This is a genomic window from Bartonella sp. AU18XJBT, assembly GCF_028618595.1.
Lineage (GTDB): Bacteria > Pseudomonadota > Alphaproteobacteria > Rhizobiales > Rhizobiaceae > Bartonella.
In genome coordinates this window covers 1-19,970 of sequence record NZ_JAQITE010000011.1, presented here as the reverse complement: position 1 = coordinate 19,970, position 19,970 = coordinate 1, and the positions used below count along the sequence as shown (strand labels likewise).

Genomic DNA, 19,970 nt, shown 5'->3' with positions numbered 1-19,970 from the left:
TACGTTTTCTTGCAAGAATATACAAATGTTCTCTTGCCTATTTTCTGACAATATGGCACAAGACAGCGCAAAGATTGAAAAGGGGCTGCGGTAGCTCAGTGGTAGAGCACTCCCTTGGTAAGGGAGAGGTCGAGAGTTCAATCCTCTCTCGCAGCACCATTTTATTCTTCTTTTGCCTCTCTCTTCTTGCCCCTATAAGCCTAAATCTTTTCCTCCAACCTCCATCGGCTTCATCAAGTCCCCTATCCTTTAAACCATGCGCTTCAATGGCTTAAAAATCAATGGCTCCAAAATCAATGGACTGAATGACGCACTTAATCTCCAAAATGCTTTATGAGCGGCTTTTGAAATTGACACACCCCAAAGAATAATCCCTCTCCCATTACCTCTCCCTTTTTCTTGCATCCTCCTCTTTCTTTCCCTTAAGAACACTCCTTCTCTTTGCCAAGCCTCACTATTCCCCCTCTTGGCACCCTTACCCCTTTTTAACATTTTTATTTCTTGAATATTTTTTCCCCACAAGCTCACCCCGCTTGTAATATGCAGACAAACGATTTTACTTGATTCAATATAAGAGAATTTAAATAAGAGGTATAAGAACATCTCACACTATTTCAGGCTCTCATTGAAATTCAAATTGAATCTCAACAATAAATTATTATAAACTCATTGTTTGAACACATCCCGTTGATATCCTTAAAGTCCCCCACCCCAATCATCTTATCCTTCTCGCCTCTCTATCCACCTCAAACAGTACAAGCATTCCCTCTAAAAATTAGAATAAGCTTCATCGATCCTATTCGTCATTTACAACAGATCTAACAGAGCCATTTCCAGAACCTCCTCTCAATAAAGCTTTCAATAAGCCACCACACGGCTCCTATATGCCAGCCACCCCATACGCCAAGAAAATTAATAGCCCGCCTTTTCGAAGAAGATCCCTCATTCCCAATTGTATCCACTATATTTTCCACATTCTCTAAGCCACCTCTTTCAAGACGCATCTTTTTTATACGAATACTTTAATTGATACCGATAGCGTTATTCCTCTTGCAGAAGAACAAGAAGAGCAAAAAATTCTCTTCCCCTCTATTCTATTGAAAACAATCACCCCTCTTCGCTTACAGTTCACAAGCAGAAAGATCCATATGGCGTGAAACCTTCCAAGAAAAGCCTACCCTTTATGAAAAATCCCCCCGCAGTAAACGAGATTATGAATCATCCCAAGAGCTAAAGCCCAAACCGCAATCTTGAGAACAAGCCCCAAATAGTACCAACTTACTTTTTCATAAAGTCAAAGATGAGCTGCGCAATATTGATAATCTACATTTATAACTTACGCGGCTTTATTGTTACCCCTCACGATACCATTCACAAGCTCCAGCATGAAATGCACAAACGCCGATATGAAATGGACATGAAATGAGTATAAAAAGAGCTTAGAGCAAGATGTTTCTTTAAAACAAGCGCGTAACTATGTACAACAAGTATATTTCATTGAGAGCATTTTGGATATTCCCTATTCCCGCCTAGGACAACCATTTTGGTGACAGAACCTCCCTTATATTTACTGCACATTTTTTACTGTCCCTGTCTCCTCTGTTCTTTGTCTTCTCCAAAAAAAAAAGTCTTCTCCAGCGGATAAAACCCCGCGTGTGCGGGGTTTTATCCTGTACCCACCCTTATTTAGATACAGTATAATCACTATCGCGGTTTTCATTAAATACGTTTTTGCCTATATTTTCAACAAAAAAATAACACATATTGATTTATTCAACAAGAATTATTAAAAAATTAAAATGATTAAATTATTATTCAAAACGTACGTCATAACATTTATAATGTTTTTTTCTGTATCCCTATTATTAGGTTGTACCCAAGTAAGCGACCTTCCTGAATACGATAGGCTTTACCAAAAATATGTCCATGAAAATTACACTCGTTTAGAATATTCTCAGAAATTAGAAAAAGCAAAAAAAGAGGTAGAATATTTAAAAGCGTATATGGAATGGACTGTAGACATACCCCATGACAAAAGTCAATTTTGGAGGCATTTAATAACATTGCCCAGTAATCCTCCAGAATTTAATATTTTTAAACATTATCACATATTGCTTGTTTTTTGTGGACGCTTTTTTGATTTATGGCAAGGTGATAAAACGATACTCACACTTACATTTAACGACTTACCAACAAGACTTAGGGCTTTTAAAGCTAACGGGATGAAATACCGGAAAAATTGGGATTATATAGAAAATATTTTCCTCAAGGCAAAGTTTGAAACAAACTTTGATGATCCAATGTTTGCGTACGCAGAAAAATTTTTGGATTCTCCCAATGGCATTAGTCGAAAAGAACAAACTCTTCAGACAGAACTGCTCATAATAGGCAATGAACTCACGCGTTTTAGAAATACAGCAACAATGTGCGTTATGGCTAGAGAGGTATACCTTGCAATGATGCCCAAAGAAAATGTAAAGCCACCCGTAAGATATAGCACTTTTGAAAGATGGACGCAGTATCTAAAAAACCTTTAAACGAACAATAAAACGCCTTTCAAAATACTTCTAAAGAACCATTAAGCCCTCTCACAATGACTATAATCAAGCACAAAAAGGGTATAAAAAACAATGTTAATTAAACAATCTTTATTGAGAAACGTCTTAATTATTGCCCTTTTAACAACGCATCTTTTTTATTCTTCAAAGGGATATACTTATTCGAATGAACTCTTCTCTTCAAAAGAAATTACAGAAAGAGAGAGAGAGATTGTTCCGCATTTTCCTCGTTAATGGAAGTCGCTGGTGGTCAGAAAAATTCTACCAAATTCTCTGGATAGAAAAAACATTTTTTTTGGAAAACAAGTGGCGGTCATCGCAACCGCTCTATGAAAAACATGTCAATATAATAAAAAAACGACATCATGTATTTAATGCTCTGTGCAGCCTTATAGAATTAGAAATAGATGCAATGCGACATGTGAATGAAGCAAAACACTCTAATGAGCATACCCATCTCTCAAATCATATGAAACACATAGAGACATATCAAGAGCGTATAGCTAAAAACAAGAAAGAACTTGAGAAACTTGATCATGAAATTGAGATCTTATACAGAGTTATCATAGAATATACAAAATTACCATAAACTTTGATCTATTCATTCCATAATTTGATGAAAAGTGCTTCTCAACAAAGGGTATCCTGCATTTTCAAGCATTTTGAACTATCTATCGCCATCTTTAGATACAAAGTGCCAAAATACATACAATTTATTGTATTTTACCAACATAAAAATAACACATATTGATTTATTCAATAGAAATTACTTTATAAAAGCTTGTTAGAAACAAAAGACAATAAATACCCTATGTTTAAACACTTTATTTTATTTGCTACAGCAATAAGCGCTGTTTTATTCACGCACAATACAACCCATGGTTGGGCAAAAGACGATTTTTTTGTTGGAAGTCCTTCTCCAATCAATTGTATTTCCAAAGAATATATAAAACAAAAAATAGAAAAGAAGATATTGAAAAAAGAACGTGAAAGATAATGGTTAGAGCTTGAAAAATTTTCTGTTAGTGCTTGTCCAAGTAGAGAGTTTCCTGTTTACCCTGTTTTTTTATTATCGATTGTATTTCAGAGGAAGAACTAAAACAATGTCGTTTTAATAAAGATAAAATAAATATAATAAAATTATTCATGCAATGGTTTATCGTAGGATTCATCATAACAACGATAATGTCCGTTCCCATTAGTTTACTTTGGCGTTTTAGATTTAAGGTTCCTGCCTGTTTATTTACAATTTACAATAATGACAACCTTATCTATTATTACTGTCCCTTTATATTTGATTTATTGTCTCTCTTTTAATCTATTTTTGTAAAAAATACTTCTAAAATATTAAAAACACCCTGCTTTTTCAAGCGTTTTAAACTGTATCTCCCCTCATTTAGATACAATGGCCCCAAGTACAGCCCCGCCATTCAATACGATCTTCACCATACTTTAAACATAAGATAATACCCATTGATATATTCAACAAAAATCAGTTAAGCTATCCTATAAAAATAAAAGCCATACACAAGTAGCAGTATTTAATGATAGTAAATGAAGACGATTATTATGGAATTCTTGGTGTAAGCTACGAATGCAACGATAAACAAATAAAATCTGCTTTTCGTAAATTAGCTCTGCAATACCATCCTGATCATAATTCTAGTACCGAAGCTAAACAAAAATTCAGAAAAATTCTTGAAGCCTATGAAGTTCTTAAAGATCCTCGAAAGAGAGCTGCTTACAATCAATTCTATCACAAGACTTCTGAAAACAATCACAAGACCTCTGAAAGAGGTAGAAGCCAAAAGAACAGAATAAAAGATAATATTAATAATATCAAGCGTGTTATTTTCATTATTTGTGGAATAACGCCTCTAATTTATGGTACAATTTCGCTCTTTACGTGGAATATACCACTAGGAATAATAAGTATAGGGTTATTAATTCTCGTCAGTATAAAAGGATATTTGGTAAAGATTGGTAAATTGATATTCTGGCTCATACTCATACAACAATTTTTACTGTTTACCAGATTGGTATTGAAAATTATCTCATGAAAATGCTTTTGAAGAATATTAAGAGTGCCCCCACTGTGAATTCACAAAATGTGGTCATTTTTGATTTTTTATAACAAGGGATTGTCGAGAGATATAAAGATTGTAGCGTCTCTATCCGTTCTTTCCCTATTCTCCCGTTTTCCCCAACCCTCTATTTTCTTCCACAATCCGCCCCCACCCTTTCCCTTCGCAAAGCGCCTGCAAGTTTCTCATCCATAAGCTCTTTTCTTCCCCCCTGTCTCATATCAACCCCTCAATTCCCCCTCAAGAACGAAAGCATAACGCGCACCATGATCACCGCCATAAAGAAGCACTTGGACCCTTTCATTGTGCTTCCCCAGCACGCACCACAAAAGCACCCAAAATCACACCTCCATACCTCTAACAAGCACGGCCGTACTTCCCCCCCCCGCCAAACATCTTCCCCCATTTTTCAGCATGCTTTACGGACCACTCCAAGCTCTTTACTTGTGTGCCCAGAAAACACAAAAAACAGCTCTTTTCCCCTTTGAACGTACCTTTTTATAGAACTTTGCCTCTCCTCAACGCTGCACACGATCCCCCTCTTGTCCGCCTCATTCTTGTTTTGCCCTCCAGCAAACGCTTTGTCTTCATTCCAAGCCCCCTTTTTTCCCCCTCCTTCAAAGCAATTTCTGTCCTTATATGAAAATCTGTCCCAATACTCTTAATTTGCTGTACCATCTTCTCCAAAGCCTCATTAAAACGGCTAATTTCATTTTCCAGCTTGCAAATATACGCTTCATCACGATAAGCACGTTTAATCAAAGGTGGCATATCAGGCCAATAGAGCATTAAATCCACCCATTCGCGTTGAGAAATCCATAATCCTCCTTGACATTGTGCTTTATGTTCTTCTGGAAAACTCTTTTGCATGAAATGAGGAATTAAAATTTCAGGTTTTTTTGTTTTAATTTCTAATAAGCCATTTTTTCCCACAAAAGCATCAGGAGAAAATCCTTGTCTGCGATCATCTGCCAAAACAAAGCCAATACATTCAGGTTCTGTATATGTCAGTTTCCCATAGAGCTGTCGTGCGATTGGTTCTAATTCTGTCCCGCGTCGCTGAGAAACCGTTGTTCCTTCCTCAACGGTTTTTCCTGTAATTCTTTCTCCTGCCAATTTCATCATCACACTCTGATACCGTGACGTTTTTTGTCCCTGCTTTTTTTGTGCCATAACCATCTCAAACAAAGAAGCCGTAATCAAACCATTACGCACTTTCAGCCATTCTTCTGTTCCCTGGATACAATCAATAATGATTGGCATGATCTTTCTCCCCTTCATTTTTAAAGTGTTTTTTGCAATATATCCCTCTTTAAAGCATTCACCTTTTTTAAGCTGTTTCCCTCACACGGACTAAAGATGACAACATCCTTCAATGCATCCTTAAATATCATGACCAAAAAAACACAAGAACTGCTGCCCCCCCTTAAACACGCAAACACAAAAGCTCCCAAAATCACCCCTCCATTGCCTCAATCCCCCAATGAACTAGCCGCCACCTTTTCCCCTCGCAAAGCGCCTGCAAGTTTCTCATCCCTAAGATTTTTTCTTCACACCCCCTGTCTCATACCAGCCCCCAAATTCCCCCCTCAAGAACAAAAACATAACGTGCATCACGGTCACCGCAATAAAAAAGCATTTGGCCCTTTCATTGCGACCCCCAGCACGCACCACAAAAGTTCCCCCCCCCCCGTATTTCAACGTCTAAACATCTGTCTCACTTCTTCCGTCAAACATCTCTCCTTTCATTTTACAGCATGCTTTCATACCCCTCCAAGCTCCTTACTTGTGTGCCCCCAAAACACAAAAAACTGCTCTTTGCCCCTTTGAACGTACCTTTTATAGAACTTTGCCTCTCCTCAACGCTGCACACGATCCCCCTCTTGTCCGCCTCATTCTTGTTTTGCCCTCCAGCATGCTTTACGTATCACTACAAGTCCACTGAATGACTTACCTGCCCCACCCCTCCATTGCCTCAATCCCCCAATGAAACAGCCGCCACCTTTTCCCCTCGCAAAGCGCCCGCAATTTTCTCATCCCTAAGATTTTTTCTTCACACCCCCTGTCTCATATCAGCCCCCAACTTCCCCCAACAAGCCCTCTTGACTCCACACCGACTTTTCTCATGCCCCCTACATTCTTTTCCTCATATCGACCCCACAAGCTTCTCCCAAGCTCCCCCCCCAGAACGAAAGCATAACGCACATCATGGTCACCGCCATAAAGAAGCACTTGGCCCATCATTACGGCTTCCTTTTTCAATCTAGCTATTGCACGACGGAAAAATCATGGCGGTAATATTCTTCCCCCAATTTTTTTGCCACAGACTGAGCCACCTCTGGTGATATGAAAAGAATAGCGTTGTGTTTTTGTGGTTCGAGTCTGATTAAATTTCGCGTATTTCCAGCATAATAAAGTGGAATCCCTTGATAAGAAGTCATAAGATAACTTGGCATGTTTACCACCAATAATCTGCCAAGACATCACATGGACGTAAACGATGCTGTTTTTCATAAGAGCCATAGAGATTATCTTCATAATCGCAAGCGGCTCTTTCATTTAAACAAGCATGATAAGCTTCACTATTCAAAACGAAGGGCTGCAATGGTGTATTTTCTTCATTTATTTCATGATTTTCGACATAAAAATCAGCGAGTTGTTCCGTAACATCTTCAGCATGAGAAGTTGTCAGATCGAGTCGTAAAACTCGATAAACAGTTTCACATTCTTCAATCAGTTCGAGCACTTCTTCGATTTCGTCGATTGGTCCTTCATAAGTATTAGGATTTTCATCTTCGCATAAAATGATAATGATTTCATCCTCTTTAACGAACGGAATATTTTTCATGATTTCCCCCTTTAGATAGTTGATAAAGCATAGCCTTGTCTTGACAAGACTAAATATAGCGTTAGTCTTATCTCCTCTATAGGAGAGATGTCAACCATTTTATCCTTCATAAAAGATATATTTTAAATCTCTGCGGGGTTCAAATGACAGATGTAAATAAAAATCTATTATTCTTTGTTCCTCTCATGTCCCTTTGTTGTTCTCTATTTGTTCTTGCCCGATTGCAATTATAAACACACAGGAGAGATAAAATGAGTGATATAATATTAATAAAATACTGGAGTCGTCTTGATTCAAAAGCACAGAAGGAAGTTATTTTGCAGCTTCGTCAACGGGTCGCCGCAAAAGAGTCAAAATCGCTTGTCTCTCTTGCGGAGAAAGTTTTGAAATAAGCTCTATAAATTCTTTATCTTCAGGGCTAGCCCCTTTACCGTAAAGAATATAATTCATACTGATATTAATTTCGTGACAAATTCGCGAAAGAGATTCGATTGTTGGTTCTTTTCCTTCAGAAAGAATAGAATGAAGGTATCCCGCACCTTTACCGGCAGCGAGGGAGATAGATCTTTTGGACCGCCCACTTTTTTCCAAAGCGATTCTTAATCTTTGACGCCAACCATCGATATTCATAATTCCACCATATAGCGCGTCTTTAAAAAAAAACACGCCCTTTTTACAAAACGGGCTTGCTTTATCCTCTAAAAAGGATAAAATTAAGGAAACAAATTTTACTTTTTAGGGGGGAAAACTTTTTATTTTTGGATCATAAAAATACTTTAACCACCCAACAGGATACAAAAGACCACCTTCAAAAGTTGCTGCCCCAAAGCAGATACATTGAAAATATGTGGTACTCTTTATTTTTTCCATCACCGCAATCTTAAATCGTAAATTTGCATGCGCTTCAAGCACAGCCAATCATTTATAAGCGTCGTAAAGAAGCCTCTCGTTATCATCGAATAGAGCCAAACAAAATACAAGTTAAATCCCTAATTGCGCTTTTATCATCAATAAAAATGTATAAAAAAGAAGAAAATAGATTACACTATGAAACACACTAATCAACAAGAAACTCCTCATTATGAATCGTCTAGGCTTCCGTATGTTTGTTGGTATCAAAATGACTTTCTAGGAGGTGTTCGTGGAATGCGCGCACACGAAATTGGAATCTATACGATTCTTCTCAATGAAATGTATGCACGTGGTCGTCCTCTAGAAATATCGGAAGAACGTTTAGCGCGTCTTTGTGGTTGTGACAAGCGAACTTTTGTTAATGTTTTAGAAATGCTCATCCAAGAGGGTAAGATTTTAAATTTAGCCAATGGATTATGGAACAAGCGTTGTGAAAATGTTTTTCAAGAGCGTGAAAAATTGCTTGAACAAAAATCTTTTGCGGGTCGTTCTTCGGCAAAAAAGCGCAAAAAAATCAATGCTGAGATTCAACAACTGCTCAACGAGAGTATAAAAGATGCTGCACAAAGCTCAGAAGCTCAAAAGACAGAAGAAAAGAAAACACCTTACGGTGTTTTAGAAAAGAAAATTTTGTTTGATGAGACAGAACCTTGTTTTTCCTGCGAAGAGAACTTTGAACAAAGCGATCACCCATCCCCCTCATCGGCTCTTGATTCTGCTCTCCCTTCCCCACCACAAGAAGAAGCGGAGCAAAAAAACGCTTCCCCCTCAAACGCTTCACAAGGCGATTTCGCCCCTGCCCCTATTGCACAAATTGTCACGGGGGAAAAAACAAAATCCGCCACCACACTCCCAGCCAGCAATCTTCCTGTATCCAGCCCGCCTTCTTCCAACAAAAAAACCACTGCCTCAGTTGCCAAAGGGCACCGTCTTCCTGAAGCTTGGCAAGCAGACATCAAGGCGGCAGTTTCAGAAGGTTTGAGTGAGAGCCAAGCCCATTGGCAAGAAAAGAAGTTTCGCGACTATTGGCAAGCCAAAAGCGGCAAAGAAGCGCTCAAAGTAGACTGGCAAGCCACATGGCGCAACTGGTTTCGCCGTGAGATCGAACGGCTAGAACAGCAACAACAGAGAAGCTCCTCATCTTTCACCTCTGAGAACAACGACACGCTTTACCGCAGTTTGATTAACTATAGCGACAATTTTTGACATCACAAGAACAACGTATTTTTCAAGCACGCGAGGGGATAAAAATGTTTCAAAAGCATAAAAGAAACCACAAAACCAACACGGAACAAAACAAAGGGCGGCAAAACAACAATGAAATAAGCTCTTCATACAGCAAAACGAGTCAACATCACCCATTTTGCTCTCATAACAAAAGCACTCGCCCTACACGCCTCATCTCTTGCACGCAAAGGAACACAAACGCTCTCCAGCCTCTCTGTATCCAGCCTGCCTTCTTCCAACAAAAAAACCACTGCCTCAGTTGCCAAAGGGCACCGTCTTCCTGAACATTGGCCAGCGACATCAAGGCAGCAGTTTCAAAAAACTCAATGAAAAGCAAACTCTTTGGCAAGAAACCACCCCAACACACACCCCAACACACACCCCAACACACACCCCAACACACATCCCAACACACGCACCCAAACAAGGACCACAGCATGCACAAAGCCTCAGGCATATTCACCCCGCTCTTCTTGCCCCCTTCCTCCTTTACCCAAGACACCACTTCCCATGCTCTTGGCAAGCACACATCAAGGCGGTAATTTCAGAAACTTTCAATGAAAAGCAAACTCTTTGGCAACAAACCACCCCAAACACACACCCCAGCACACATCCCAACACACGCACCCCAACAAGGACCACAGCATGCACAAAGCCTCAGGCATATTCACCCCGCTCTTCTTGCCCCCCTTCCTCCTTTCCCCAGGACACCACTTCCCATGCTCTTGGCAAGCACACATCAAGGAGGTAGTTTCAGAAGGTTTGAGTGAGAGGAAAGCCCATTGGCAAGAAAAGAAGTTTCGCGACTATTGGCAAGATAAAGAGCGACAAAGAAGCGCTCAAAGTAAACTGGCAAGCCCCATGCCCCCCAAAAATGCTCCATATCCCCATAAGCCCCCCAATAGCCCCAATACCCAAAATAAGCCCCAAAATATCACTTACGGAATTTCACTATCAAATCGAACGGCTAGAACAGCAAGAATATAACGAATGACCATGAGCACAATTTTTGAAATCAAACAAAAACTTATCTCACAAGCCGATAGAATAGCAGAAATGCTTCTTCCCCAAGGGCATAAACGAGGCAACAACTGGATTGTAGGCAACACACGTGGTGAAGCGGGTCAAAGTTTATCAATTTGCTTAAGCGGGAATAAAGCAGGACTTTGGTATGACTTTGCAGAAGGCACTGGAGGAGATCTTTTAGACCTTTGGTGTGAAGTCAAAGGCATTAGCCTCTCTCAAGCATTAGAAGAAGCACGCGCAGCTCTCAATCTGACACGCCCCAAACCCTTTATGGTCCCTCATCGTTCCTATCGCCGTCCACCGGTTCCTAAAGGGCAGACCCCGCAAAATCTCGTAAAAAACTATCTCCACAAAGAACGCCATATTCCTCTAGAGGTTATAAAGCGTTACCGCATAGGAGAAAATGGTGACAAAATCATTTTCCCCTTTTATAAACCCAATGGCACCCTTGCTTTAGTCAAAGAACGGCTCGCGCAAGCAGGAGCAAAAACCAAACCAACCTCCTCCCAATGTGAACCGATTTTGTTTGGTTGGCAAGCCCTTTGCCCCACAAACCACGCCCCCCAGCACACATCCCAGCAGGCACCCCAACAGGCATCTCAGCACACACCCTCAACCAACCCCACCGCCACGCACACACCTCAGCAGGCACCCCAACAGGCATCTCAGCAGGCGCCTCAACACACCGCCTCAACCAACCACACTGCCACGCACACATCCCAGCAGGCACCTCAACACACCGCCTCAACCAACCACACTGCCACGCACATACCCCAGCAGACACCTCAGCACACACCCTCAACAAACCCAACCTCCACGCACTCACCTCAGCAGGCACCTCAATACACCGCCTCAACCAACCCCACCGCCACGCACATACCTCAGCACACACCCTCAACCAACCCCAGCGCCACGCACATACCTCAGCAGGCGCCTCAGCACACACCCCAGCAGGCATCCCAACACACCGCCTCAACAGATCATGCTTCTACAAATGCATCCCAGCATGTGCCCTTAATGGAGTGCGCGCCTTTCCCCACACTTTCTTCAACAAACCGTACAATTGTTATCACTGAAGGAGAAATTGATGCGCTATCCTTAGCTGCCTATGGATATCCGGCGGTTTCTGTTCCCTTTGGAGGAGGCAGTGGAGGCAAACACAACTGGATTGAAAATGAATTTGATCATTTAGAATCTTTTGAAACGATTTTTTTAGCCACCGATATGGACCAGCCTGGAGAAGAAGCAGCCCATGAAATTGCCAGCAGGCTTGGGCGTCACCGTTGCTACCGTGTACGTTTACCCCGCAAAGATGCCAATGACTGTTTAACCGCAGGGATTGATAGAGCCACCATAAAAGCCGCTTTTTCCTCAGCACAAAGCTTTGCACCAGAAGGTTTAAGGCGCGCCTCAGACTATAAAGATCAAGTAATTGGGCTTTTTTGGCCAGAGCCTGAAAAACATCTTGGTTATACGGTTCCCTATCCTAAACTGAAGGACAAATTACATTTCCGCCCAGCAGAATTAACGCTCTGGAGTGGTGCGAGTGGTGCAGGCAAAAGCCAATTGTTATCAGACTGTATTCCCCATTGGATTGCGCAAAACAGTCGCCTTTGCTTAGCGTCTCTAGAAATGAAAGGAGAACAATCGCTCCGCCGTTTAACCAAACAAACGGGTGGCTTAGAACAGCCTACAAAAGAGACGATCGAACGGATTCTTCATTTTTTAGACGATGGGCTTATTCTTTATGAACATGTTGGCAAATCAAACGTTGACACCTTGCTTGATGTGTTTGACTATTGCCGTGCGCGCTATGGCTGCGATCAATTTATCATCGACAGTTTGATGCGGCTTGGCATTGCCTCTGATGATTATGCAAAACAAGAACAAGCCGTTTATAAAATGGTGGATTGGGCTGTTTTAAACAATGTACATATTCACCTTGTAGCCCATGCCCGCAAAGGCGGTCTGGATAAAGATATTCCCAGCACAGAAGACATTAAAGGCGCCTCAGAGATTGGTGCCAATGCCTTTAACATCATCACCATTTGGCGCAATCGATCCTTAGAAGATAAAATCTTTGCCGCCTCTCTAGCACAAGAAAAAGCAGATTTAGCCAAACGCCCCGGCGTCATTATGAATATTGCCAAACAACGTTCTGGTGATTTTGAAGGCAAAGTAGGGCTTTGGTTTGATCCACAAACCTACCGTTATCGCTGTTCTTTTGAACAATCATTCCCTCGACGTTATCTGTAATGCTCCATAAACCCCACTCTCTTAAAAAACGTCTCCGCCTTCACACGCGCACGCCTTGCTCCCACATAAACGACAGGAAGGATAAATCCACAAATGATAAAAAACACCCAATCCTTCGAGAACCAAAGCCATCTCAACCCCATATGCTCTGCTCCCAAACGCAAACAAAAAAAGATCGCTCCAACAACGGCGCAAAACACCAACCCCTTCAATAACCACAAACAACGCGTCAGCACCCCATCTTGCCGCCGCCTCATATGCAAAATCAAGAACCACTCCAACAGTGCAGCAAAAACAATCCCTATCAAGGACAAGAGTCCCCACGGTATGTCCATACTCTCCATTCCCTCAAGAGCCAAAAAAAGGACGACTCCTAAAATGCAGTAAAACAACACTTCCTTCAAAAAGAGGGAAATACCAAAAATACAATAAAACGCCACCCGCCACCAAGGAATATCGAAGCGATTGGAAAGCCTATAAGTACAAATAACAACAACAATAAAAAGGTAGGAAAACACCAACAACAGCAAAAAAAACAAATCGTTCGACATCAAATACCCCTCACAGCAAGCACATTAAAGATCATACCCATAGAGAAGAAAAACACCACCTACCTCAAGAACCAAGCCCATAGAACACGCGCAGACCTTACACCATGATAAATCAAAGGAAGGGTAAATCCACAAACGAAGAAAAACATCCCATCATTCGAGAACCAAAGCCAGCTCAACCCTAGATTCTCTGCTCCCAGACGGGTAAAAAAAAGGATTAGTGCCAAAATGCAGCAAAACAGCACAAAATTCAAAGCACGCAACAACCTCTGTAAAACCGTATCACTTTGCTCGCGTATAAAGAACCCCAAGAGCACTTTCAACAATACAGACAAGAGCAATCCCTTTAAGAATACCGCCCTTATGCTATCCATATCTCTGACGCCCACAGCAGCAAACCACAGGATAAAGCCCATCATGCAACAAAACATAACCGCCTTTACGAACACTTGCCCCGCCACAGGCATGCTCTTGACGCCCAGATGCACCAAACCAAGGACAGTTGCAAAAATGCAAGAAAACACCGCCCCCTTCAAGAGCAGCTCCCCATCAACAGCGCGACGGCCCACGCCCACATAAACAAAACCAAGATAGGAGGCGATAATGCTATAAAACACCACCCATCTCCAAAACATCCACCCTATAACAGAGCGACGCTTTGCTCCCTTATAAATAAAAATCAAGGCCAGAGCAAAAAAGCAGAAAAAACCCAACAACAGCCAAAACATCAAATGGTTCGACATCAAATACCCCTCTCAGCAAGAACATCAAAGACCACGCCCGTGGGAAAGAGAAATGCTCATTCTTTTTAAGCACCACCCCAACAGAACACGCACACACCGTACCCCCTCCAGAGCAAATAAAGGAACAAGTCCAATAGTGCCCAAAAACACTCCATTATTCGAGATCACAAACCAGCGACCCCCCATATGCTTAGCGCCCACATGCGCCAATCCAACAACAGCTCCAACAACGCAGGAAAACACCAGAAACTTCAAAAAAGACACCCCACGCGATATCCCCTTACGCCGCATCCTCATAAGCAAAACAAAGGACAGCTCTAGCAATGCAACAAACACCGCTCCTATCACTAAAAACTCCCACGATATATCAAAACGCTTCGCTCCCTTATAAGCAAAGCCAAGAACCACGACAGCAATGGTGCAAAACACCACAGCCTTCAAAAACACGCCCCACGATATAGTCCTACGGTCTGCTCCCACAACAATAAAACAAAGGGTCGCTCCAGCAATGCAAGAAAGCTCCACCCCCTGCCAAAACACCTCCCACGTCATAACCGGTCGCCCCGCATCCTCATAAGCAAAACCAAGGACCAAGCCAAAAATGCAGAAAAACGCCAGTCCCTTCAACAACATATCCCGCGCAACCACCATACGCCCCGCTCCTATATTAAGTAAAAATCAGAGACCATGCCAAAAATGCAGCAAAAGATCAATCCTTTTCAAAGAATGAAAGCCTAAACCCAAGACACCTTGCCCCTAGACCAATAAGCCCAAGAATAACGCCAAAGACAACGCCAAAAAGAATGTTAAACACCCACCTGTTTGAGAACCATACCCAAGTCAAACCAAAATGCTCGGCTTTCTTATAAATAAAATCAATGACAGCAGCAAAAATGAAGCTCAACAACACCATCTTGAAGAACAAACCCTTTTTTACACCACGCCGCTGCATCACTTCATAACCAAACATAAGGAAAATGCCGGGAGTGCCATAAAATACCACAGCCCGTAAAAATACTCCCCACGTCATCCCCAACGCCTTCATTTCCATATAAATAGACACAAAGACAACAACCACAATGCAGAAAAACACCAGTCTTTTCAAAGACAAAACACCGCGCAACATCATGCCACTCCTCCATCATGCCACTCAAGGAAAATCCACCATGCAACAACTCCCCCCTCTTTTCAAGAACCAAATCCATGGGGCTCCCCCCCGTACAAGCGCAACAGTCCAAGTCACCCCAAAGAGCGCATACCCACACGCACACTCCAACACATGTCTTCCTCTCATCCCCCTCTTTTGCCTAAAGCAAGCAACATTTTTTAAAAACGAGAAGCAAACGATAATTTTTAAGGAGATACCATGAACCACCAAGAGAAAAAAAATACGCAAACCTGCCCGCTTGATCATCAAGATAGAAGAAAGCACATTGGTCATTTAAAGACGCAAGAAATTGCTGTTGAAACGCGTAATCCTTATTTTCAACCCCATCATCCAGAAAGCTCTAGCAATCCGCGTACCATCAATGCCATTGCCAATGCACAAAGCAGTCCCATTGCACTTTTATATGCGAAAGGACATCTCAGCAAACCCCAATATAAAGCGGCAGAACGTTTTTATTTTTACTGGCGTCAAAGCCAAGCCGATCTCCACATGAGCCTTGACTATACCCGTGAAAAAGTTTCCTGTAGCCAAGGGTACACACACCCCATTGAACGTCAAATAGAAGCCTCCAATCATCTAAGAACAATCAAAGTACAACTTGGTATTCTTGGCTATTCACTGCTTGAACGCGTTATCGGCCATGGACAATCAATCAAAGAATTAAGTTCTTCAAAACGCAAACAAAATTCCCTTGCCGATCATTTACGAGATTGTTTAGACTTGTTAGCATTCCATTGGGGATATGCAAACCATAAACATTCTGAATAATCCCCTCCTCACCATTTTAAGCTGCCTCCCATGTTGCCCACCCCCTCTAAAGCCCCCCAACCACACGGGCTCAACCATAGAGCAGCTTCCCCACCTTTTCTATCACCTCGCTCCCCACACCCAAAAGGACAATACTTCCCCCACACACATATACTCAAGATGCACTCCGCAACCTTAAGAACAAAAATCCTTCCCCCACATCAGTCTTGTCATCATGAGATACTCTTTATTCATTTTTATTGAAGAATAAATTTTGTTCAAGATGCTTGCATACATCATAACATCTTTAAATATAGTTTAATTAATATCGAGTATCAAACTAAATATTCAATTGAAAAAAGCATTCATTAACTTTAAACACAAAATAACAAAATTTCCTTTTGTAAAAGTATTTTTTATATTGATATCTTTTCAATTCTCTGCTAGTTATATTGTAGTAGGCTTTTTAAATATGGATTTGTATATTTAATACAGCCTTTTAAATTTATTTTTTTATATGTCCTACTACCCAATGTTAAAATTCTCCTACTTTTAGTCCTCTGATTACAACAGAGGACCTTTTTTTATAACTGTACTTTTTTATAACTGTATTGTCTTCAATCACTCTCTTACGAGCTTTTTATATTCCTCCATAAGATCTCCCCGCAAAATAGATCATTCTTTTGTCAAATTGGCTTTCCGTTCCCTCCTCAAAGAACAAAGATTTAACCCAAATCTGATCGACAAACAGCTTGAATACACGTCACTCTTGGCTTTCCATTCACTCTTTGTTTTCTATTCAGGGATTTTCAGCTAAACTCAAAGCGCAATACGAGCAAGCTCTGCCCTAAAGATCCACCCCACCCTTTAAAAAAAAACACTTAAAACATATCCAAAGCGGCGGCTTGCTTCATATCAGCAAACCTCAAATGACAATGTTTTACGCCATAACAAAATGACTTATATTTGATAACTTTCTTTACCCTATATCCCACCAACAGGTTGATGTATAACGACGACATTTTGATTTATAATTATCATCGCCCGTTATTCATATTAAAATTAAGCGACCCCGAGTATCATAGGGATTCTCTCATTTCGAATTTATTTCATGTTGCATCAATCAACACCATATCTTTTACACGTTAAAAACATCAGAGATATATGAAATAACACACTTCGAAGATTTCGAATATAAAGAATCAAAATGCCTCTTATGAACAGGCTCAAGAGCCAAAAGCTGTTATCCCATGAGGTGCTAAAATAGTATGATAGTGCTGGCTTTTCCCCTTATGCGATTTGAAAAAAGGGCTGATCCACTTCACAAGAGATTTATCCAACAACCCCCATTCAACAACATTGTGATGATAAGACAACATGATGTTTTTAAAACAAGGACGTAAATGTGCAACACAAGTATATTCTGTTTGAAACATTCTGTTTTACGCGACTCACGTAAAAACCCATGAGAAAATGAAATCCCCACGAGAAAAATCTAAAGCATAGAGGATAAAAACATGAAGCAAGCGTGATTCCATTCCGCTATTGCTCTTTAACTGTCAAACCAAATAAAAAAAATAAATCCGAAAAGACGGAGTTTTATCTATAGCACTGCATATTCTTCTCAAATATGTTCATCTTCCTATCTTAAGAGATAAACTAAAAATATACACAACATCTCTCCTAATATCCCCATTTTCTAGCATCTCTCAAGAATCAAAGGTTATACAGCTCATTTTGTCATATTATTTTGTCATATTATAAAGCACTTTATAAAGCACTGTTCTTGGCGGTGTTGAGACAGTTAAAATAATTGAAATGTGTAGCCACCGCCATTAGCAAGCTAAAAACACAAACTGTTGAAAAGCCGTGCAAATCTTGTGTAAACACAAAAAAAACAAGAAAAAGGCACAAAAATATCTTAATTTTTATAAAAATACCCAGCGTCTTTTACGATTGTATTGACGAACAACCCTGATCACATAATCATCTTAAATATTGAGAATAAAAAATGAATAGCCCTAGCAAATACAGCAACCTACCAATATAAAATATAAAAACAAATCTTTTGGTTATCTCTGTTTCTTATAGAATATACCTTTCCCTATGGATGTACTCTAGTCTCCAAAGAGTGCATTTAATCCATGGAGAGGATGCACTCCGCCTTCAAAAGAGTGCATCCTTCCCCTCAACGGATACTGCCAAACCCTCAAGGCAAGTATCCAAACTGTAGAGGGTGCACTCCAGCCCTCAAAAAGAGTGCACCCTTCCCCTCAACGGATACTGCCAAACCCTCAAGGCAAGTATCCAAACTGTAGAGGGTGCACTCCAGCCCTCAAAAAGAGTGCACCCTTCCCCTCAAACGGATACTGCCAAACCCTCAAAGGCAAGTATCGAAACTGTAGAGGATGCACTCCACACCTTAAAAGAGTGCACCCTTCCCTTCTCGGGTTTTACTCAACTTTCATCGCATCTCATTTTTATGAACCCTCATTTTTATGAATCCTTGGTCAAAAGTACAAAAGAGAAGTTTGCTAGCAACTATTGTATCACCCACCTTATGGGCTTCCACTTGCCTACAGAGCTTTCAAACTTTTTTACGCCTTCATAAAATCGAATCTGAAAGAATTCATTAAGGCAATTAAGGGTAAATTTTGTCAAAATATAGACAAACTTTATTCTTTTTTGTGATTGTTGTATTTTTACTATAGTTATTTAAATCGAATTTATATATGATACGTATCGATATTTATTTATCGAAATAAATATAGGAGAAAAAACTATGAATATCAGATATTTTTTCATAGCGGGGGCGATTACAAGTGGTTTAGCTCTTGCGATTCAAAAATCTGATCGTATAGTCAATAAAGAACCCTCTCCTATTGTTGCACCTTATACTATTGAGAAAACAAATTTACAGTTTGTTAAACAAGTAAGGGACACATCGGATACATTGAATATACTGAGAGTCAGTAATAGAAGCGCCTCAGAACAAGCATCAATAAACGATATATACGAGAAAGGAAAAAGTTTATTGAATGCAATAGCTGGTTTTTTAGGATCCATTATTATATATTTTATACAACTGGTTTCCACTAGAGTATAAGATACAAAAAGTTCTTAAAATAAGGTTATATACATTTTGTGTATATTGTAAAATTTAAATAAAAAGGCCCTTTTTAAATGGGGCCTTTTTTAGTTTAACTGTTCCAATGTTTTAATTTAATTTTTCCAGTGTTTTTATTTTTATTGGCTAAATACCACCGCCTTCAAAATGACATTTTTACCCTTCCTCACATCTCAAATGACAAAGGCGCTCTCCTTAAGCTCCTCCCCATAGTGCTTTAGTCGACGGATCTTCCCTATAAGTGCTTTAGTCAATGAGACTCCATAGTCCTTTTGTTCTTTTTGTTCTTCCAAAAAATTACTCTATTTTCAAGAAAAAGCCCCTGCAGCCCCTACGTCATCGGATTTACTTCCAAATATCCATAAAGCAGACTTGAAAAACACAAAATACCATAAATTTTTGTATCAATATCACCATACTAAAACGCTGTTGAGGCTTAGCAAGTGCTGCTTAATTGGCAAAGACTGCTTAAAAAGACAAAAAAAACATCTCAAAGGCAAAAGAGCTTAACACTGCCAAAAATGACATTTTTTACCCTTCCTCACATCTCAAATGACAAAGGCTCTCCTCTTAATCTCCCCCCCAAAGGCGCTCCCCTTAAGCTGCCCCCAGAGTGCTTTAGTAGACGGACCTTCCCCATAAGTGCTTTAGTCAATGAGGCTCCACAGTCCTTTTGTTCTTCAAGAAAATTCTCCTATTTTCAAGAAAATGATCCTGCAGCCC

The 19,970-nt window shown here is 40.5% G+C and carries 19 protein-coding genes, 1 tRNA gene and 1 pseudogene; 9 read left to right on the top strand and 12 right to left on the bottom strand.

From position 1 onward, the window contains the following. Positions 1-84: 84 nt before the first annotated feature. Positions 85-159 (top strand) — tRNA-Thr (locus tag PVV60_RS04695). A 659-nt stretch (positions 160-818) separates the two neighbouring features. On the opposite strand, the gene PVV60_RS04690 is transcribed toward PVV60_RS04695, so the two are convergent. Next, positions 819-1,004, bottom strand: coding sequence for a hypothetical protein (locus PVV60_RS04690; protein WP_273723495.1), 186 nt, complete (start codon positions 1,002-1,004; stop codon positions 819-821). A gap of 837 nt (positions 1,005-1,841) precedes the next feature. Here PVV60_RS04690 and PVV60_RS04685 point away from each other — a divergent pair. The 3 genes and pseudogenes from PVV60_RS04685 to PVV60_RS04675 all read left to right on the top strand — a co-directional run. Continuing rightward, complete coding sequence (locus PVV60_RS04685; protein ID WP_273723494.1) at positions 1,842-2,537, top strand: hypothetical protein; 696 nt, start codon at positions 1,842-1,844, stop codon at positions 2,535-2,537. A 187-nt stretch (positions 2,538-2,724) separates the two neighbouring features. Continuing rightward, on the top strand, positions 2,725-3,147 hold the full coding sequence (locus tag PVV60_RS04680) for a hypothetical protein (RefSeq protein WP_273723493.1): 423 nt from the start codon (positions 2,725-2,727) through the stop codon (positions 3,145-3,147). 955 nt (positions 3,148-4,102) lie between these two features. Continuing rightward, positions 4,103-4,336, top strand: a pseudogene (locus tag PVV60_RS04675) (DnaJ domain-containing protein); the annotation flags it as partial. Between the two features lie 804 nt (positions 4,337-5,140). On the opposite strand, the gene PVV60_RS04670 reads toward PVV60_RS04675, so the two are convergent. From PVV60_RS04670 to PVV60_RS04650, 5 genes are all read right to left on the bottom strand, one after another. Next, on the bottom strand, positions 5,141-5,905 hold the full coding sequence (locus PVV60_RS04670; RefSeq protein ID WP_273723492.1) for a YqaJ viral recombinase family protein: 765 nt from the start codon (positions 5,903-5,905) through the stop codon (positions 5,141-5,143). Positions 5,906-6,709: 804 nt separating this feature from the next. After that, positions 6,710-6,886 carry a hypothetical protein gene (locus PVV60_RS04665; RefSeq protein ID WP_273723491.1) on the bottom strand — a complete coding sequence of 59 codons (177 nt, stop codon included), beginning with the start codon at positions 6,884-6,886 and terminating at the stop codon, positions 6,710-6,712. A 23-nt stretch (positions 6,887-6,909) separates the two neighbouring features. Beyond that, on the bottom strand, positions 6,910-7,098 hold the full coding sequence (locus PVV60_RS04660) for a hypothetical protein (RefSeq protein ID WP_273723490.1): 189 nt from the start codon (positions 7,096-7,098) through the stop codon (positions 6,910-6,912). 2 nt (positions 7,099-7,100) lie between these two features. Next, on the bottom strand, positions 7,101-7,490 hold the full coding sequence (locus tag PVV60_RS04655; protein ID WP_273723489.1) for a hypothetical protein: 390 nt from the start codon (positions 7,488-7,490) through the stop codon (positions 7,101-7,103). 312 nt (positions 7,491-7,802) lie between these two features. Continuing rightward, positions 7,803-8,120 (bottom strand): XRE family transcriptional regulator, encoded by a 318-nt coding sequence (locus tag PVV60_RS04650; RefSeq protein WP_273723488.1) that lies wholly within the window; start codon positions 8,118-8,120, stop codon positions 7,803-7,805. Between the two features lie 417 nt (positions 8,121-8,537). Here PVV60_RS04650 and PVV60_RS04645 point away from each other — a divergent pair, with 417 nt between their 5' ends. Beyond that, complete coding sequence (locus tag PVV60_RS04645; RefSeq protein ID WP_273723487.1) at positions 8,538-9,608, top strand: DUF1376 domain-containing protein; 1,071 nt, start codon at positions 8,538-8,540, stop codon at positions 9,606-9,608. A gap of 125 nt (positions 9,609-9,733) precedes the next feature. Here PVV60_RS04645 and PVV60_RS04640 read toward each other — a convergent pair whose 3' ends face one another. Together PVV60_RS04640 and PVV60_RS04635 are read right to left on the bottom strand one after the other, a co-directional pair. Further along, positions 9,734-9,895 (bottom strand): hypothetical protein, encoded by a 162-nt coding sequence (locus tag PVV60_RS04640; RefSeq protein WP_273723486.1) that lies wholly within the window; start codon positions 9,893-9,895, stop codon positions 9,734-9,736. A 473-nt stretch (positions 9,896-10,368) separates the two neighbouring features. Next, positions 10,369-10,512, bottom strand: coding sequence for a hypothetical protein (locus PVV60_RS04635; RefSeq protein WP_273723537.1), 144 nt, complete (start codon positions 10,510-10,512; stop codon positions 10,369-10,371). A 113-nt stretch (positions 10,513-10,625) separates the two neighbouring features. Between PVV60_RS04635 and PVV60_RS04630 the strand changes: the two genes are divergently transcribed. After that, a complete protein-coding gene (locus PVV60_RS04630) occupies positions 10,626-12,911 on the top strand; it encodes a toprim domain-containing protein (RefSeq protein ID WP_273723484.1) in 2,286 nt (761 codons plus the stop codon). Here the strand turns inward: PVV60_RS04630 and PVV60_RS04625 are convergent. The 4 genes from PVV60_RS04625 to PVV60_RS04610 are packed head-to-tail and all read right to left on the bottom strand — an operon-like array spanning position 12,902 to position 15,334. Beyond that, positions 12,902-13,462, bottom strand: coding sequence for a hypothetical protein (locus PVV60_RS04625; RefSeq protein ID WP_273723482.1), 561 nt, complete (start codon positions 13,460-13,462; stop codon positions 12,902-12,904). The two genes, PVV60_RS04630 and PVV60_RS04625, sit on opposite strands and share 10 nt — an antisense overlap. Before the next feature lie 59 nt (positions 13,463-13,521). Beyond that, positions 13,522-14,205: a hypothetical protein gene (locus PVV60_RS04620; protein WP_273723480.1), complete on the bottom strand. Its 684-nt coding sequence runs from the start codon at positions 14,203-14,205 to the stop codon at positions 13,522-13,524. 24 nt (positions 14,206-14,229) lie between these two features. Further along, entirely contained in the window at positions 14,230-14,856 is a 627-nt protein-coding gene (locus PVV60_RS04615; RefSeq protein ID WP_273723479.1) for a hypothetical protein, read from the bottom strand. A gap of 58 nt (positions 14,857-14,914) precedes the next feature. Beyond that, positions 14,915-15,334 (bottom strand): hypothetical protein, encoded by a 420-nt coding sequence (locus tag PVV60_RS04610; protein WP_273723477.1) that lies wholly within the window; start codon positions 15,332-15,334, stop codon positions 14,915-14,917. 237 nt (positions 15,335-15,571) lie between these two features. On the opposite strand from PVV60_RS04610, the gene PVV60_RS04605 reads away from it, so the two are divergent. From PVV60_RS04605 to PVV60_RS04595, 3 genes are all read left to right on the top strand, one after another. Further along, the gene (locus PVV60_RS04605; protein WP_273723475.1) at positions 15,572-16,141 is read left to right on the top strand and encodes a hypothetical protein; all 570 of its coding nucleotides are present in this window, start codon (positions 15,572-15,574) and stop codon (positions 16,139-16,141) included. A 2,761-nt stretch (positions 16,142-18,902) separates the two neighbouring features. Next, positions 18,903-19,226 carry a hypothetical protein gene (locus tag PVV60_RS04600; protein WP_273723473.1) on the top strand — a complete coding sequence of 108 codons (324 nt, stop codon included), beginning with the start codon at positions 18,903-18,905 and terminating at the stop codon, positions 19,224-19,226. Positions 19,227-19,768: 542 nt separating this feature from the next. Further along, positions 19,769-19,970, top strand: a 202-nt coding sequence (locus PVV60_RS04595) for a hypothetical protein (RefSeq protein ID WP_273723472.1), incomplete at its 3' end; no start/stop codon positions are given.